Annotated in this window: 12 protein-coding genes; 9 read left to right on the top strand and 3 right to left on the bottom strand. The window is 72.6% G+C overall.

Features of this window, described 5'->3' with window-relative positions:
* Nucleotides 1-93: 93 nt before the first annotated feature.
* From AC069R_RS08330 to AC069R_RS08315, 4 genes are all read left to right on the top strand, one after another.
* The gene (locus AC069R_RS08330; protein WP_478765586.1) at nucleotides 94-951 is read left to right on the top strand and encodes a TIM barrel protein; all 858 of its coding nucleotides are present in this window, start codon (nucleotides 94-96) and stop codon (nucleotides 949-951) included.
* Between the two features lie 43 nt (nucleotides 952-994).
* Nucleotides 995-1,888, top strand: a complete 894-nt coding sequence (locus AC069R_RS08325) for a 2-hydroxy-3-oxopropionate reductase (RefSeq protein ID WP_478765584.1) — start codon at nucleotides 995-997, stop codon at nucleotides 1,886-1,888.
* 217 nt (nucleotides 1,889-2,105) lie between these two features.
* Nucleotides 2,106-3,563: a catalase gene (locus AC069R_RS08320; protein ID WP_478765582.1), complete on the top strand. Its 1,458-nt coding sequence runs from the start codon at nucleotides 2,106-2,108 to the stop codon at nucleotides 3,561-3,563.
* A 597-nt stretch (nucleotides 3,564-4,160) separates the two neighbouring features.
* Nucleotides 4,161-4,391: a hypothetical protein gene (locus AC069R_RS08315; protein WP_478765581.1), complete on the top strand. Its 231-nt coding sequence runs from the start codon at nucleotides 4,161-4,163 to the stop codon at nucleotides 4,389-4,391.
* Between the two features lie 59 nt (nucleotides 4,392-4,450).
* Here AC069R_RS08315 and gcl read toward each other — a convergent pair whose 3' ends face one another.
* On the bottom strand, nucleotides 4,451-6,229 hold the full coding sequence (gcl, locus tag AC069R_RS08310; protein ID WP_478765718.1) for a glyoxylate carboligase: 1,779 nt from the start codon (nucleotides 6,227-6,229) through the stop codon (nucleotides 4,451-4,453).
* A 263-nt stretch (nucleotides 6,230-6,492) separates the two neighbouring features.
* On the opposite strand from gcl, the gene AC069R_RS08305 reads away from it, so the two are divergent.
* Nucleotides 6,493-7,332, top strand: a complete 840-nt coding sequence (locus AC069R_RS08305; protein ID WP_478765579.1) for a hypothetical protein — start codon at nucleotides 6,493-6,495, stop codon at nucleotides 7,330-7,332.
* A gap of 9 nt (nucleotides 7,333-7,341) precedes the next feature.
* Here AC069R_RS08305 and AC069R_RS08300 read toward each other — a convergent pair whose 3' ends face one another.
* Both AC069R_RS08300 and AC069R_RS08295 read right to left on the bottom strand, forming a co-directional pair.
* On the bottom strand, nucleotides 7,342-8,955 hold the full coding sequence (locus AC069R_RS08300) for an AMP-binding protein (protein WP_478765577.1): 1,614 nt from the start codon (nucleotides 8,953-8,955) through the stop codon (nucleotides 7,342-7,344).
* Nucleotides 8,952-10,622, bottom strand: coding sequence for an AMP-binding protein (locus AC069R_RS08295; protein ID WP_478765575.1), 1,671 nt, complete (start codon nucleotides 10,620-10,622; stop codon nucleotides 8,952-8,954). Before AC069R_RS08295 ends, AC069R_RS08300 begins: the two co-directional genes overlap by 4 nt.
* Before the next feature lie 61 nt (nucleotides 10,623-10,683).
* Here AC069R_RS08295 and AC069R_RS08290 point away from each other — a divergent pair, with 61 nt between their 5' ends.
* The 4 genes from AC069R_RS08290 (at nucleotide 10,684) to AC069R_RS08275 (ending at nucleotide 16,737) form a co-directional block, all read left to right on the top strand.
* Entirely contained in the window at nucleotides 10,684-11,646 is a 963-nt protein-coding gene (locus tag AC069R_RS08290; RefSeq protein WP_478765716.1) for a helix-turn-helix transcriptional regulator, read from the top strand.
* Nucleotides 11,647-11,800: 154 nt separating this feature from the next.
* Nucleotides 11,801-14,632: an ATP-binding protein gene (locus AC069R_RS08285; RefSeq protein ID WP_478765573.1), complete on the top strand. Its 2,832-nt coding sequence runs from the start codon at nucleotides 11,801-11,803 to the stop codon at nucleotides 14,630-14,632.
* A gap of 209 nt (nucleotides 14,633-14,841) precedes the next feature.
* The gene (locus AC069R_RS08280; RefSeq protein WP_478765571.1) at nucleotides 14,842-15,633 is read left to right on the top strand and encodes a S1 family peptidase; all 792 of its coding nucleotides are present in this window, start codon (nucleotides 14,842-14,844) and stop codon (nucleotides 15,631-15,633) included.
* Between the two features lie 252 nt (nucleotides 15,634-15,885).
* Nucleotides 15,886-16,737 (top strand): patatin-like phospholipase family protein, encoded by an 852-nt coding sequence (locus AC069R_RS08275; protein ID WP_478765569.1) that lies wholly within the window; start codon nucleotides 15,886-15,888, stop codon nucleotides 16,735-16,737.
* Nucleotides 16,738-16,748: the final 11 nt, after the last annotated feature.

The following is a 16,748-nucleotide window of genomic DNA, read 5'->3' as shown; positions in this document are numbered from 1 at the left end:
GACAAGCGGCGACACACGACGGCAATCTTCCAATACGCAGAAACAAACTTCCGTAATGCGGAATACCTACCACGGAAGGGAGCGCGGCCCGACATGCCAGGTTTCGACTGGGGCACAGCCGCAGACCAGCGCTTCAACGTCAACCTGTCGATCCTCTTCACGGAACTCCCGCTCCTGGAGCGCCCCGCGGCAGCCGCCGCGGCCGGCTTCACCGCGGTCGAGCTGTGGTGGCCCTGGGTCGACTCCCCCACTCCCCCGCGGTCCGAGCTGGACGCCCTGAAACGGGCGATCGAGGACGCGGGCGTACGACTGACCGGACTGAACTTCTACGCCGGACAGCTGCCGGGCCCGGACCGCGGCGCGCTGTCCGTCCCCGGCGAGGAGTCCGAGCGGTTCCGCGCCAATATCGACGTGACCGCGGACTTCGCCGCGTCCCTCGGCTGCACCGCGCTCAACGCGCTCTACGGCAACCGGGTCGACGGGGTGGACCCAGCCGAGCAGGACGCGCTCGCCCTGGAGAACCTGGTCCTCGCGGCCCGCGCCGCCGACCGGATCGGCGCGACGCTGCTGATCGAGGCGCTGAACGCGCCCGAGTCGCCGCGCTACCCGCTGGTGTCGGCGCCGGCCGCGGTGGAGGTCGTCGACCGGGTCAACGCGGCGACGGGCCTCGGGAACGCGTCGTTCCTGATGGACCTGTACCACCTGGCCATGAACGGCGAGGACCTGCCCGCGGTGATCGACCGGTACGCCGGGAAGACCGGCCATGTCCAGATCGCCGACAGTCCGGGCCGCGGCGCCCCCGGCACGGGCTCGCTCCCGCTGGCGGAGCTGCTGGACCGGCTGCGGAAGGCCGGATACGAGGGCTGGGTGGGCCTGGAGTACAAGCCGGGCGACCGCCCGAGCACCGAGGCCTTCGACTGGCTCCCGCGCGAGGCGCGCCCGGCGCGCTGAACGCCCCTGACATCGCACGGCAGTTGAGAGAGGCACCCCGAACATGAGCACAACGCTCCCGAAGATCGCCTGGATCGGCCTCGGCATCATGGGCTCCCCCATGTCCGAGAACCTGATCAAGGCGGGTTACGACGTCACCGGCTACACCCTGGAACAGGCGAAGCTGGACCGGCTGGCCGCCGCCGGCGGCACCGCGGCCCCCTCGATCGCCGAGGCCGTCCGCGACGCCGATGTGGTCATCACCATGGTTCCCGCGTCCCCGCAGGTGGAGGCCATCGCCTACGGCCCGGACGGCATCCTGGAGCACGCCCGGCCCGGCACCCTGCTGATCGACATGTCCTCGATCACGCCGGGCACCTCGATCGAGCTGGCGGCCGCCGCGAAGGAGAAGGGCATCCGGGTGCTGGACGCCCCGGTGTCCGGCGGCGAGGCCGGGGCCGTCGAGGCGGTGCTGTCCATCATGGTCGGCGGTGAGCAGGCCGACTTCGACGAGGCGAAGCCCCTTTTCGAGGCCCTCGGCAAGACCATCGTGCTCTGCGGGCCGCACGGCTCGGGGCAGACCGTGAAGGCGGCCAACCAGCTGATCGTCGCCGTGAACATCCAGGCGTGCGCCGAGGCCGTGGTCTTCCTGGAGAAGTCGGGCGTCGACCTCGCCGCCGCGCTCGACGTGCTGAACGGCGGCCTCGCGGGCTCGACGGTGCTGACGCGCAAGAAGGACAACTTCCTGAACCGAGACTTCGCGCCGGGCTTCCGGATCGATCTGCACCACAAGGACATGGGCATCGTGACCGACGCCGCCCGCAGTGTCGGCGCGGCCCTGCCGGTCGGCGCCGTGGTCGCCCAGCTGGTGGCGTCCCTGCGCGCGCAGGGCGACGGCGGGCTGGACCACTCGGCGCTGCTGCGGTCGGTGGAACGGCTGTCCGGCGCGCAGGTCTGACGCCGCCCCCGGGACCGGCCTCCGGGCCGTCTCTGAGACTTCCGGGTCGCGGTGCCGTTGACACCTGTCCCGTCGCGCCCAATGCGGTGCCGCGGCCCGGAACCAAATTCAACAAACTGTTGACGCCCCGTTCACCCCACTCCTAGGCTCCACGCAGACTTCTAGGCTCCACAAAGCGGAAGACGATTTCCGCTGCCACCCGCATGGAAGGTCCACGATGTCGCAGCGCGTGCTCACGACAGAGTCCGGCGCCCCGGTCGCCGACAACCAGAACTCCGCCACCGCCGGCGTCGGCGGCCCGCTCCTGCTCCAGGACCAGCACCTCCTGGAGAAGCTCGCGCGCTTCAACCGCGAGCGGATCCCGGAGCGGGTGGTGCACGCCCGCGGCTCCGGCGCGTACGGCCACTTCGAGGTGACCGACGACGTCACCGGGTACACCCACGCCCACTTCCTCGGCGAGGTCGGCCGGCGCACCGAGGTGTTCGCGCGGTTCTCCACGGTCGCGGACAACCTCGGCGGCGCCGACGCGGTGCGCGACCCGCGCGGGTTCGCGCTCAAGTTCTACACCGAGGAGGGCAATTACGACCTCGTCGGCAACAACACCCCGGTGTTCTTCATCAAGGACCCGCTGAAGTTCCCCGACTTCATCCACTCGCAGAAGCGGGACCCGTTCACCGGCAAGCAGGAGCCGGACAACGTCTGGGACTTCTGGGCGCACGCCCCCGAGGCCACGCACCAGGTGACCTGGCTGATGGGCGACCGCGGCATCCCGGCGTCGTACCGGCACATGAACGGGTACGGCTCGCACACCTACCAGTGGACGAACGCGGCGGGCGAGGGCTTCTTCGTCAAGTACCACTTCAAGACGAACCAGGGCATCCGCTGCCTGTCCACCGAGCAGGCGCAGGAGCTGGCGGGCAAGGACCCCAACTCGCACCAGACGGACCTGCTCCAGGCGATCGAGCGGGGCGTGCACCCGTCGTGGACGCTGTACGTGCAGATCATGCCGGCGGCCGAGGCGGCGGAGTACCGCTTCAACCCGTTCGATCTGACGAAGGTGTGGCCGCACCGGGACTACCCGCTCCAGCGGGTGGGCCGGCTGGTCCTGGACCGCAACCCGGACAACGTGTTCGCCGAGGTCGAGCAGGCCGCGTTCTCGCCGAACAACTTCGTGCCGGGCATCGGTCCCTCGCCGGACAAGATGCTCCAGGGCCGGCTGTTCGCGTACGCGGACGCCCACCGGTACCGCCTGGGCGTCAACCACACCCAGCTCGCCGTGAACGCGCCGCGGGCGACGACCGCGGAGAACTACGGTCGCGACGGTCTCATGGCGGTCAACTCCCAGGGCCGGTACGCCAAGAACTACGAGCCGAACTCCTACGACGGCCCCGCGGAGACCGGCCGCCCGCTCGCGGCGCCGCTGCCCGTGTCCGGGCACACCGGCACCCATGCCGCGCCGCTGCACACCAAGGACGACGACTTCTACCAGGCGGGCGAGCTGTACCGGCTGATGTCCGAGGAGGAGAAGCGGCGTCTGGTCGCGAACATCGCCGGGGGCCTCGCACAGGTCTCCCGCGACGATGTGATCGAGAAGAACCTGGCGCACTTCCAGGCGGCCGATCCGGAGTACGGCAAGCGGGTGCGGGAAGCGGTCGAGGCCCTGCGCGAGGACTGAGCGCCTCGATCGATCGGCAAGGCGGCGTGCGGGGTCTGACGGGAGGTCATGCCCGCGCACGCGGCCCGCGCCGCACGGACGGCCCGGATTGAGGGGTGGCCGTCCGGCGCGGCGCGGGCAGGGCGAGGACCGCGGCGGCGTGCGAGCCAGTGCGGTGGTCAAGGAGCCGGGTCCCTTCTCGACCAGAGTGAAGGGCCCCCGCCTCCGTCACACCCCCGCGGTCCCCACCCACCCCCTACCCCGTCCGGCGGCGCGACCGACCTGTCGCGCCCAGCGCCGCGCCGCCGGACGGCACCAACAGAACGCTCCCTACGCCGGACACCTCCGGCGAGGGAGCGTTCGGCGTTGTACAGGACGCTCGGGGTTGTGCGACGGCGCGCAGGGCCTGGAGGCCGGCGGTACGGCGCTGGAGTTCGGCGGCCTGGAGGAGCGCGCGCGCCGGGGTGGTCCCGCGAGTACGCCTCGCTCGCCGCGATCAGCCATTCGGGCAAGCCGCACAGGGGGGAAGGCGGCGGCCATGTCGCTGCGTGCAAGTCTGCCCGTCGGGGCTGGCAAGCCCGGCGTGCGGGAAGGCCGGGGGCGGGGCACGCTGGCGGTATGGGTAATTCGGGGCATCCGCACATCGTCGTGCACGCGCCCGCCCTCGACGGGTCCCGGCGGGTCACCGAAGGGGAGGTGACGCTGGGGCTGGCGTCGCATCTGGACGATGTGGTGGAGATCTTGCGGCTGGCCGATCTGGACCGGGTCGAGGTGGAGGAGGACGACCTCATCGAGTGGCAGGGGGGCGGGCCCGAGGAGTGGCCGGGGCTTTCGGAGCACGAGGTGTAGGGGCGGACACGAGAAAGGGGCGGCCCGTACGGGCCGCCCCTTGCGTGTGCCGCGAGGCGTCAGCGGTTCAGCGCGCCGATCGCCGTCGGCGCGTGGGACGGCTCCGTGGCGAGGGGTTCGAACTCGGTGACGTCGCTGATGTCCATCGTGCGGCTCATCGAGATGTTCGTGACCCGCTCCAGGATCGCCTCCACCACGACCGGCACCCGGTACCGCGCCGCCAGCTTCTTCGCCTCCTCGAAGGCGGGGCCCAGCTGGTCCGGTTCGGTCACCCGCAGGGCCTTGCAGCCCAGGCCCTCGGCGACCTTGACGTGGTCCACGCCGTACACGCCGATCTCGGGCGTGTTGATGTTCTCGAACTCCAGATTGACCTGGAAGTCGATGTCCAGGCCGAGCTGCGCCTGGCGGATCAGGCCCAGGTAGGCGTTGTTGACCAGGACGTGCACGTACGGGATCCGGTGCTGGGCGGCGGCCGCCAGTTCCTCGATCAGGAACTGGAAGTCGTAGTCGCCGGACAGCGCGACCACCGCCGCCTCCGGGTCGGCCTTGGCCACGCCGATCGCGGCCGGGATCGTCCAGCCGAGCGGCCCCGCCTGGCCGCAGTTGATCCAGTGCCGGGGCTTGTAGACGTGCAGCATCTGCGCGCCGGCGATCTGGGAGAGGCCGATCGTGGTGACGTACCGCGTCTTTGGACCGAAGGCCCGGTTCATCTCCTCGTACACCCGCTGCGGCTTCATCGGCACGTCGTCGAAGTGCGTACGGCGCAGCAGCGTGGCCTTGCGCTCCTGGCAGGAGGAGATCCACTCGCCGCGGTCGGGGAGCCGGCCCGCGGCCTTCAGTTCCCGCGCCACCTCGACGAACAGCTCCAGCGCCGCCCGCGCGTCGGACACCACCCCGTAGTCCGGCGGGAAGATCCGGCCGATCTGCGTGGGCTCGATGTCCACGTGCACGAAGGTGCGGCCCGCGCGGTAGACGTCCAGCTTGTAGCCGGTGTGCCGGTTGGCCCACCGGTTGCCGATGCCGAGGACGAAGTCGGACTCCAGGAACGTGGCGTTGCCGTAGCGGTGCGCGGTCTGCACGCCGACCATGCCCGCGTTCAGCTCGTGGTCGTCGGGCAGCGCGCCCCAGCCCATCAGGGTCGGGATGACAGGGGTGCCGGTCAGCTCGGCGAACTCGGTGAGCAGTTCGCACGCGTCCGCGCCGATGACGCCGCCGCCCGCCACCAGCACCGGCCGCTCGGCCGCGAGCAGGTACGACATCGCCTTCTCGATCTGCGCACGGGTCGCGGCGGGCTTGTACACCGGCAGCGGCTCGTACGTCTCCGGGTCGAACTCGATCTCCGTGAGCTGGACGTCGATCGGCAGGTCGATCAGCACCGGGCCGGGCCGGCCGGAGCGCATCAGGTGGAACGCCTGCTGGAAGACGCCGGGGACCTGGGCCGCCTCCAGCACGGTCACCGCCATCTTGGTCACCGGGCTCGCGATCGCGGCGATGTCGACGGCCTGGAAGTCCTCCTTGTGGATCACGTGCGTGGGCGCCTGCCCGGTGATGCACAGGATCGGGATCGAGTCACCGGTCGCCGAGTACAGACCGGTGATCATGTCGGTGCCGGCCGGTCCGGAGGTGCCGATGCACACGCCGATGTTGCCCGGCCGCGCACGGGTGTAGCCCTCGGCCATGTGCGAGGCGCCCTCGACATGGCGGGCGAGGGTGTGCTGGATGCCGCCGCCCTCCTTGAGGGCCTTGTAGAACGGGTTGATCGCGGCGCCCGGCACACCGAAGGCGTCGGTGACGCCCTCGAGCTTCAGGATCTCAACTGCCGCGCGAGCAGCGGTCATACGAGCCATCGAGTACTCCTGCCTCGGTGTCGGATGCGGTACTCCCGTCGCGCCCCGCGGTGAGCACAGTCTCCAGAGGTCCCAGTAAATTCCGCATGATGGAATTTGCTTTCTACTATCTGGAAGCAATGTAGAGGTGGGTGTTGACCTCGTCAAGAGAGACAAAGACACCGGCAAGTGGCGCGGGAACGCCGGACAGACGCGGTACGGCGGGAGCACCATGGGTGCGCTGTCCCGAGGTGTCGTGCGAGAGTGAGTGGGCCATGCCCGAGAGCGTGCCGGTGCGCTGTCCGGCCTGTCGGCGCGAGCATGTCTACACCGCCCCGGTGTATCCCTGCGCCTGCGGAGCCCCGGCCGCCCTGCGGCCCGACCGTCTCGCCGCCCCGGCCGTGGCCGGGCAGCGGTCCTGGGACGAGGAGTGGATCGGCGCCATGTGCGCCGTCTGCGGGCGGCTCAACCACTGGCCGCGCCCGGAACTGGGCTGCCCGTGCGGCACGGTGCTGCGCATCCCGGTGGTGGAGACGGACCCGGAGCCGGCAGCGGTCCCGGCCGAGCCGCCCCACGCACAGGCCGGGCCCCGCGCCGCCCGGACCGAGCCCACCCGGACCGAGCCCGTCCGGCCCGAGCCCGCCGGGACCGAGTCCGCCCGGCCCGAGTCCGCCCGGCCCGAGTCCGCCCGGCCGACCCCGCCCCGCCGCGCCTTCCGGCCGCACACCGTCCGCACCGCACGCGACGCCGTCACCGCGACCGCGCTGTATCTGCGCTGGCTCGGGTACGGGGACATCCGGCGCGCCGACCAGCGTCCGGCGCGCGGCATCGGGCTCGCCGCCCGCGGGCTGCTCGCCCAGGTGGACCCGGCGGTACGGCCCGCCGCGCCCCGCGATGTGGAGTGCCTGTGGCTGACCGCGATGACGGAGTCCGCCGACTGCGTCTACTTCTCCCTCGCCGGATACACCGACGCCGCCCGCGCCTGCGCGGGCTCCCTGAGCGTACCGTTGTTCGTGCTGGACCTCGCGGGCGTCCCGCGGCCGGTGAACGACCCCGCCGACGCGCTGAACGCCGACGGCGCCCCGGAAGCGGGGCGCCGCGCACGGCGGGGCTGACGCGGCGGCTCAGTCCCGGTACCGCTCCCGCAGCTCGATCTTGCGGACCTTCCCGGACACCGTCATCGGGAAGGCGTCGAGGACGCTCAGCCTGCTCGGCACCTTGTAGTGCGCGAGCCGCCCTTGGCAGAAGGCGCGCAGCTCCTCCAGCGTCGGCGGGTCGCCCGCGTCGTGCGGGATCACGCAGGCCAGCACCTCCTCGCCGTACTTCTCGTCCGGCACCCCGACGACCTGTACGTCCCTGATCTTCGGGTGGGCGTAGAGGAACTCCTCGATCTCGCGCGGGTAGATGTTCTCGCCGCCCCGGATGATCATGTCCTTGATGCGGCCGACGATCTCCACGTACCCGTCCGCGCGCATCACCGCGAGGTCCCCGGTGTGCATCCAGCGGCCGGCGTCGACGACCTCGGCGGTCTTCTCCGGCTCGTCCCAGTAGCCGAGCATCACGCTGTAGCCGCGGGTGCACAACTCGCCCGTCGCACCGCGGGGTCGGGTGACGCCGGTGGCCGGGTCGACGACCTTGACCTCCAGGTGGGGCAGGACGCGGCCGACAGTGGCGGTGCGGTGCTCCAGGTCGTCGTCGGTGCGGGTCTGGAGGGACACCGGCGAGGTCTCGGTCATGCCGTAGCAGATGGCGACCCCGGCCATGTGCATCTCGGCGACGACCCGCTTCATCACCTCCACCGGGCAGGGCGAGCCCGCCATGATGCCGGTGCGCAGGGTGGAGAGGTCGTACGACGCGAAGTCCGGGAGGTTCAGCTCCGCGATGAACATGGTCGGGACGCCGTACAGGGAGGTGCACCGCTCCCGCTGCACCGCCTCCAGGCTGGCCCCCGGTTCGAAGGACGGGGCCGGGATCACCAGGCAGGCGCCGTGCGAGGTGGCCGCCAGATTGGCCATCACCATGCCGAAGCAGTGGTAGAAGGGGACCGGGACGCAAATGCGGTCCTGCTCGGTGTACTTGACCAACTCGCCCACGAAGTAACCGTTGTTGAGGATGTTGTGGTGGGAGAGGGTGGCCCCCTTGGGGAAGCCGGTGGTGCCCGAGGTGTACTGGATGTTGACCGGGTCGTCGCAGGACAACTCGGCTTCCCGCGCCGCCAGTTCGGACCGGTCGCCGACAATGCCGCGCGCGGTGAACTCCGCCCAGCCGGGGTCCCCGAGGTAGACGACCTCGCGCAGCTTTGGGCAGCCGCCGCGGACCTCCTCGACCATGGCGCGGTAATCGCTGCTCTTGTGGCTGAGGGAGGCGAACAGCAGCCGTACGCCCGCCTGCCGCAGGACGAACCCCACCTCGTGGGTGCGGTAGGCCGGGTTGATGTTGACCAGGATGGCGCCGGCGCGGGCGGTGGCGTACTGCACGAGCACCCACTCGGCGCGGTTGACCGCCCAGATGCCCACCCGGTCGCCCTTGGCGATGCCGCTCGCCAGCAGGGCGCAGGCGAGCCGGTCCACATCGGCGTCGAAGGCGGCGTACGTCCAGCGGCGCCCGGCCGGCACGTCGACCAGAGCCTCCCGGTCCGGCCACGTCCGCGCCGTACGGGCGAGGTTGGCGCCGATGGTGTCGCCGAGCAGCGCGGTGGTGCCGGTGCCGTGGGCGTACGACAGCTCGGGGGCGCTCACCGGAAGTCCTCCTCGCGGTACTCGTCCGCCGAGCCCTGCGCGGTCGCCTCGCGCAGTTCGATGCGGCGGATCTTGCCGGAGACGGTCTTGGGCAGCGCGCCGAACTCCAGTCGGCGGATGCGCTTGTAGGGGGCGAGCACCTGGCGGGAGTGCTCGAAGATGACCTTGGCGGTGCCGGGGCCGGGCGTGTAGCCCTCGGCGAGCACGATGTACGCCTTGGGCACCGCGAGCCGCAGCTCGTCCGGGGCGGGCACCACGGCGGCCTCGGCCACCGCCTCGTGCTCCAGCAGCGCGCTCTCCAGCTCGAAGGGGCTGATCTTGTAGTCGGAGGCTTTGAAGACGTCGTCGGCGCGGCCGATGTAGGTCAGGTAGCCGTCCTCGTCGCGGGCCGCGATGTCGCCGGTGCGGTAGTAGCCGCCCGCCATGGCCTCGGCGGTGCGGTCCGGGTCGCCGTGGTAGCCGGCCATCAGGCCGATGGGCGGATCGGCGAGGTCGAGCGCGATCTCGCCCTCGGTGGCGCCGGGCGCGCCGGCGACCGGGTCGAGCAGCTCCACCCGGTAGCCGGGGCTGGGGCGGCCCATGGAGCCGGTCTTCAGCGGCTGGCCCGGCGGGTTGGAGACCTGGACGGCGGTCTCGGTCTGCCCGAAGCCGTCCCGGATGGTCAACCCCCAGGCGCGCCGCACCTGTTCGATGACCTCGGGGTTGAGCGGCTCGCCCGCGGCCACCACCTCGCGCGGCGGGGTGCGCAGTTGGCCGAGGTCGGCTTGGATGAGCATGCGCCACACGGTCGGCGGGGCGCAGAAGGTGGTGACGTGGGCGCGGTCCATCTCGGCCATCAGCCGGCCCGCGTCGAACCGGGTGTAGTTGAAGATGAAGACGGTGGCCTCGGCGTTCCACGGGGCGAACAGGTTGGACCAGGCGTGCTTGGCCCAGCCGGGCGAGGAGATGTTCAGATGGACGTCGCCGGGCTTCAGGCCGACCCAGTACATGGTCGCCAAGTGGCCGATGGGGTACGAGACATGGGTGTGCTCGACCAGCTTGGGGCGGGCGGTGGTGCCCGAGGTGAAGTAGAGCATCAGCGGGTCGTCGGAGCGGGTGGGCCCGTCGGCCGTGAACCCGGCGGGGGCGTCGTACGCGTCCTCGTACGGCAGCCAGCCCTCAGGCGCGCCGCCGACCGCGATCCGGGTGTAGGCGCCGGGCACCTCGGCGAACTTGGGCGCGTCCTCGGACCGCACCAGCACATGCCTGACCCGGCCGCGCCCGACCCGGTCCCGCAGGTCGCCGGGGCCGAGCAGCGGGGTGGCCGGGATGACGACCGCGCGCAGCTTCATCGCGGCCAGCATGACCTCCCACAGCTCGGCCTGGTTGCCGAGCATGACCAGGAGGCGGTCCTCGGCGGCGACGCCCCGCGCGCGCAGCCAGTTCGCGATCCGGTCGGAGCGCTCGGACAGCTCGGCGAAGGACAGCCTGGTCTCGCCGCCGTCCTCCTCCACGATGTGCAGCGCGGTGCGGTCGTTGCCGGCGGCGATCACGTCGAACCAGTCCAGGGCCCAGTTGAAGTGCTCCGGCCGGGGCCACGCGAACCCGTCGTAGGCGGTGGCATAGTCCTCGCGGTGTGCCAGCAGGAAGTCCCGTGCGTTCCTGAAGGCATCGGTCGCCGTCGTCATCCGTCGTCCTCCTATGTTCCCGACCATTGCCGGGCGGCTCCCCGGCATCGTCTAATCCGTGATGCAGGTCTCACTACCCCCGAACGGGGGTGTGGGCCCCGCGGGCACGGGGGTGTGGTCCGCACATCAGCCGCACCGAAGGAGCGATGAGGTGACAGCAGAGGCCGTGACGGTGGTGGAGATCCGCGGTGCGCTGCTCCGGCTGCGGCGCGCGACGGGGCTGCCGGTCGCCTTCGGCGGGCTGGTGGAGTCCGGCCGGCCGCAGGTGCGCATCAGCGAGCTGAGCGGCACGGCGACGGCCGCGCTGCGCTCGCTCGCGGTGAGCTCGGGCAGCGGTCTCGGCGGCAAGGCGGTGGCGCTGGCCCGGCCGTGCGCGGTGACCGACTACTCCAGCTCCCGGCAGATCAGCCACGAGTACGACGTCCCGGTGGCCGCGGAGGGCATCCGCTCGGTGCTCGCGGTGCCGGTGGTGGTACGGCGCCGGGTGCGCGGGGTGCTCTACGGCGCGCTGCGTTCGGCCCAGCCGCTCGGCGACCGGGCGCTCGGCGCGGCGGTGGCGGTGGCGCGGGACGTGGAGCAGACGCTGGTGCTGCGGGACGAGGCGCGGGAGCTGCTGCGCGCGGCCGGCCGGGGCCCGCTCGGGGGCGCGGCGGCACGGGCGTACGACGGGCCGGGGGCGCAGCCGTACGGCGGGGCGGGGGCCTGGGAGCAGGTGCGGGAGGCGCACGCGGCGCTGCGGGCGCTCGCGCCCCGGATCACCGACCCGGCGTTGCGCGCCGACCTGCTGGCCGCTTGCGGCCTATTGACGGCGCCGCGCCCGGCCGGCGGCCCAGCTCTGGCGCCGCGCGAACTGGACGTGCTGTCCTGGGTGGCGGCGGGTGCGACCAACGCCGCGGTGGCCGAGCGGCTGGGGCTGCGCCCGGAGACGGTCAAGGGCTATCTCCGTTCCGCCATGCGGAAGTTGGGCGCACACACACGGGGGGAGGCGGTGACCGCGGCACGCAGGGCGGGGCTGCTGCCGTAGCCCCCGAGACGGGAAGGAAACGTTCCCATTCATGCGCGGATGCTTTGAATTTCCTCATGCTTGACCGTTTGTTATTTCCCTCACCACGGCTTCCGTCCGAATTTCAAGGATCGTTGCCTAGAATTTGGTCCGGACACGACATACGAGGGGAGCGGTGACCGTGCGACGGGACTTCCAGGAGTCTGCCCGATGCCGCTCGGACCTGGTCATCGGCCGCGAGGAACTGTGCGCCGCCGCCCGCGCCCACCTCGCCTCCGGCGGCAGTGTGCTGCTCCACGGACCGGCCGGAATAGGGAAATCGACCATCCTGCGGGCATTGGCCGAGGAATACGCCGCCAGCGCGCACATCGTCCTGCGCTGCTCGGCGACCGAGTCCGAATCCCACCTCCCCTTCCTCGCCCTCGCCGACCTCCTCGGACTGGTCCTCGACGACGTCTGCCCGCAGCTGCCCGCCGCCCAGCGCACCGCCCTGGAATCGGCGCTCACCGGCCGCGGCGAGTCCAGCCTCCAGCGCGACGGCCTCGCCCTGCGCCTCGCGGTGCTGTCCGCGCTGCGCGCGCTCGCCGCCCGCGGCCCGGTCCTGATCGTCGCCGACGACCTCCAGTGGCTGGATCCGGCCAGCGCCGAACTGCTCGGCTTCGCCGCCCGCCGGCTCGGCGGCACCCCGGTCCAACTCCTGTGCGCGGTACGGACGGAGGGCCAGGACAGCCAGGAGTACGACCGGCATCTGCGGTCCTGCCCGCCGGACACCCTCGCCGTACGCATCGGGCCGCTCTCGCACGCCCGGATCGCCGAGCTGCTCGGCCACCGCGGCCACGGCGGGCTGCCCCGCTCCACGGTCCGCGAGGTGCACCGCACCAGCGGCGGCAACCCGCTGTTCGCGCTGGAACTCGGCCGCGCCCTCGCCGAGAGCCCCACCCCGCCCCGGCCCGGCGAGCCGCTGCCGGTGCCCACCTCGCTGCGCGCCCTGGTGCTCAGCCGCCTGGACATGCTGTCCGTGGAGGCCCGCCGCACCCTGCTGGTGGCCAGCGCCGGCGCCCGCCCCACCCCGGCGCTGCTGCACGCGGCCGGCCGCGAGAACGCCGAGGCGGAGTGCGCCCAGGCCGCCGAACTCGGGCTGCTGGCAACGGAGTCGGATGCCCCCGCCGTACGCTTCGCGCACCCCCTGATCTCCGCCGCGCTGTACGCGGAGGCACCCGCGCAGGAGCGGCGGGCCGCGCACGCGGCGCTGTCCAGCGCCGCCTCCGACCCCATCGAGCGGGCCCGGCACCTCGCCCTCGCCACCACCGGCGCCGACCCGGAGGTCGCCGCCCGGCTCGCCGAGGCCGCCGCCCTCGCACGGGACCGCGGCGCGCCCTCGGTCGCCGCCCAGCTGGGGCTGCTGGCCGCCCGGCACACGCCGGCGGACGGTGTGCCCGGCCCGGAGGAACGCCGGCTCACGGCCGCCGAGGACGCCATCACCGCCGGCGAGGTGGACCTCGCGCGGGACATCGCGCGTGAGGTGCTGAGCCGGGCGAGCGTGCCCGCCGAACGGGTGCGCGCCTGGATCATCGTCATCGACACCGCGGGCCACACCATGGCCGAGGTCGACGCCCTGTTCCCGCAGGCCCTCGCGGACGCCGGCGACGACCCGCGGCTGCTCGCCCTGGTCCACTACCAGCTGGGCTGGCGGGCGCTGATCGTGGAGGGCGACTTCACCGCGGCCCGCGACGCCGCCGCGCACGCCGCCGAACTGGCCGCACACGCCAAGGACCGGCGCACCGAACTGCTCGCCCTCGCCTTCCAGGCGCAGACCGAGACCCTGATGGGCCATCCGGAGGCGCCCCGCACCATCAAACGGGCCCTGCGCGAACCCCAGGACCCGCGGGTGGCCTGGCATCACAACGGGGCGGGCAGCGCCCGGTTCCGCTGGCTGGTCATGGGCGACCAGCTGGCGGAGGCGCGGGCCACCGTCACCGGGCTGCTGCGCGAGGTGCGGCGGCGCGGCTCGGTGGAGAGCGAGGTGCACTTCCTGCGCGGCCTCGCCGAGACCGAGCTGCGCGCCGGGCACTGCGGGCGCGCCCTGGACCTGGCCCGCGAGAGCCTCAAGCTGGCCCGCGACTCCGGGATCGGCGAGACCGCCTCGGCCATGCTGACCTCGCTCGCGGAGGCGTCCGGCGGGGACGTGGACCGGGCGCTCGCCCTCGCCCGCGAGGCGGTGGAGCACGCCGAGGGGGACGGCGACCAGATGTACCTCTCCCGAGCCCTGGGCGCGCTCGGGTACGCCCAGTTGGTGGCCGGGGACCCGGCGGGCACCGTGCGCTCGCTGCGCCGGGTGCGCAGCCTGGAGCTGGGCCTCGGCATCACCGACCCGGCCCGCGGCCGCTGGCAGGGCGACCTCGCCGAGGCACTGGTCCGCATCGGTGAACCCGCCGAGGCGCAGGACGTCATCGACACCGCGCGGGAGCACGCGCTCAGGCTCGGCCGGGAGAGCGTCCTCGCCGTCCTGGACCGCTCCGAGGCCCTGGTGCGGGCGGCGCGGGGCGCGGGCGAGGCGGCGCTCGCCCAGCTGAGATCGGCTCAGGACCGGCTCGGCAAGCTGGGCTACGGCCTGGAGGAGGCGCGGGCCGCGTTCGCGCTGGCCCGGCTGCGCGGCCGGCGCCCCGGACCCGCGGCCTACGACGAGGCGACCCGGCTGTTCCGCCGCTGCCGGGCGCTGCCCTGGCTGCGCCAGGTGGACGAGGCGCTCACCACCCTCGCCGCCGAACCGCCGCGGACCGCGCCCGCCGCGCCGCTGGACGCGCTCGATGTGCTGGACGTGCTCGCCGCGATGGAGCGTCAGGTGGCGGCGCTGGTCATGGAGGGCGCGACCAACCGGGAGATAGCCGCGCGGCTGTTCATCAGCGTCAAGACGGTCGAGGCCACGCTCACACGGGTGTACCGCAAGCTGGGGATCCGGTCGCGGGTCGACATCGTCCGATTGGCCGCAGGTCGGCGCGCGCACTGAGCGCGGCGGCGGTTAACTGAGCCGGACCGAGGGTTTTCCCTCACCCGACCCCCTAGGGGGTTCCCTCATTGGGAGCCGAAGGTTCCGGACCTAGCGTAATGGGCGTACCGCTCGCCCGGGTACAGGGGGTCGGACCCACCCCCCACCACCGTGCACAACCCCTCTACCCGTGCGAACCCCCCACCGGTGCAACCCCACTGAGGAGACTCATGTTCGGGCCCACACGTGCCAGACGGACCGCCGCGATCCTGGCGGCGACCGCCGCCGCCGCGGCGACCGCGCTGCTCGCCTCCCCCACGGCGAGCGCAGCTCCCCAGCCCATTGTCGGCGGTACGACGACCACCGCCACCGCGTACCCGTTCGTCATGCAGATCACGGACGCGTCCGGCAGCCAGTTCTGCGGCGGCACCCTGGTGGCCGCCACCAAGGTGGTGACGGCCGCGCACTGCATGGCCGGCGAGACCACCGGCAGCGTCCGCGTCGTCGGCGGCCGTACCAAGCTGAACGGTACCGACGGCACGGTGAGCAAGGTCAGCAAAATCTGGGTGAACCCGGACTACACGGACGCCACCAAGGGCGACGACGTGGCCGTGCTGACCCTGTCGACGTCGATGCCGTACCAGCCGGTGTCGTACGTCTCCTCCTCCCAGACGGGGGTGTACGCGGCCGGTACCACGGCGCGGATCCTCGGCTGGGGCACGACTTCGGAGAACGGCAGCTCCTCCAACCAGCTGCGGACCGCGACCGTACCGATCGTGTCCGACGCGAGCTGCCGTTCCTCCTACGGTTCGGACTACGTGCAGTCCGACATGGTGTGCGCCGGGTACAGCTCCGGCGGCGTAGACACCTGCCAGGGCGACAGCGGCGGTCCCCTGCTCATCGGGGGCGTCCTGGCAGGGATCACTTCTTGGGGCGAGGGGTGCGCGGAGGCGGGCTATCCGGGGGTCTACACCCGGCTGGCCACCTTCGCGGACCAGGTCACCGCACAGGTGGACTCGTGACCCGGAAGATCTCCCGAGTACCCCTCGGGTAAGGCCAGGGGGGCGTTGCGAGCGACCACGAGCAGCCCGCAGCGCCCCCCTCTCCACATGCTCGTCTCCCCGTGCTCGTCTCCACATGCTCGGCGGCTCTCACCGAACCCTTCCCTGCCGGGGCTTTACCGCGGCGCGCCCGTGGACAGGGTGAGCGGAGGGAAAGGTTCCCCTGTGACCGGCGTCGCCGGTGACGAAGGTGAGATCGCTGGAGGAGCAGAGATGACCGAGGCGTTGGTGCTGGGCGGCGGCGGAGTGGGCGGGATCGCCTGGATGACCGGGCTGCTCGCGGGACTCGCCGATGCCGGGCAGGACGTCACGGGCGCCGGGCTGCTGGTCGGCACCTCCGCGGGCGCGGCCGTGGCGGCCCAACTCGGCAGCGGGCTCGGTCTGGAGGAGCTGTACGCGCGGCAGGTGGAGCCTTCCGCGCAGGCCCGCGAGATCATGGCGGATCTGGATATCGAGAGGTTCACCGCGGAGATGGGCGGCGCGCTGGCCACGGCCGCCTCGACGGCGGAGCTGCGGCGCGCGATCGGCGAGCTGGCGCTGGCCGCGCGGACGGTCGGCGAGCCGGAGCGGCGGGCGGTGATCGAGTCCCGGCTGCCCGTGCACGCCTGGCCCGAGCGGGAGTTGAAGGTCGTCGCGGTGGACGCCGAGACCGGCGGCACGAAGGTCTTCGACCGTGGCTCGGGCGTCCCGCTGGTCGACGCGGTCGCCGCCAGCTGTGCGGTGCCGGGTGTGTGGCCCCCGGTGACGATCGCCGGGCGCCGCTACATCGACGGCGGGATCCGCTCGGTCGCCAACGCCGACCTCGCCTCCGGCGCGACCCGCGTCCTGGTCCTCGTCCCGCTGGGCCCCGCCGAGCCGCTGCCGAGCGACCACCCCCTGGACGAGACGATCGCCGCGCTGCGGGCCGGGGGCGCGCAGGTTCTCCTCATCGCCCCCGACGACGCCTCCACCACCGCGATCGGCCCCAACCCCCTGGACCCGGCGACCCGCACCCCGGCCGCACAGGCGGGCCGCGCCCAGGGACGGGCACTGAAGCTGGATTGGGACCGGCATGGCCAGGGGTGAGCGGGGTGGGC

This window comes from Streptomyces sp. NPDC043952 (assembly GCF_056435325.1).
This window is presented reverse-complemented; position numbering and strand designations above follow the sequence as displayed.

Coding starts and splice junctions, on each gene's coding strand:
- AC069R_RS08330 (WP_478765586.1), top strand. CDS start 94: ATGCCAGGTTTCGACTGGGGCACAGCCGCAGACCAGCGCTTCAACGTC.
- AC069R_RS08325 (WP_478765584.1), top strand. CDS start 995: ATGAGCACAACGCTCCCGAAGATCGCCTGGATCGGCCTCGGCATCATG.
- AC069R_RS08320 (WP_478765582.1), top strand. CDS start 2,106: ATGTCGCAGCGCGTGCTCACGACAGAGTCCGGCGCCCCGGTCGCCGAC.
- AC069R_RS08315 (WP_478765581.1), top strand. CDS start 4,161: ATGGGTAATTCGGGGCATCCGCACATCGTCGTGCACGCGCCCGCCCTC.
- gcl (WP_478765718.1), bottom strand. CDS start 6,229: ATGACCGCTGCTCGCGCGGCAGTTGAGATCCTGAAGCTCGAGGGCGTC.
- AC069R_RS08305 (WP_478765579.1), top strand. CDS start 6,493: ATGCCCGAGAGCGTGCCGGTGCGCTGTCCGGCCTGTCGGCGCGAGCAT.
- AC069R_RS08295 (WP_478765575.1), bottom strand. CDS start 10,622: ATGACGACGGCGACCGATGCCTTCAGGAACGCACGGGACTTCCTGCTG.
- AC069R_RS08290 (WP_478765716.1), top strand. CDS start 10,684: ATGCAGGTCTCACTACCCCCGAACGGGGGTGTGGGCCCCGCGGGCACG.
- AC069R_RS08280 (WP_478765571.1), top strand. CDS start 14,842: ATGTTCGGGCCCACACGTGCCAGACGGACCGCCGCGATCCTGGCGGCG.
- AC069R_RS08275 (WP_478765569.1), top strand. CDS start 15,886: ATGACCGAGGCGTTGGTGCTGGGCGGCGGCGGAGTGGGCGGGATCGCC.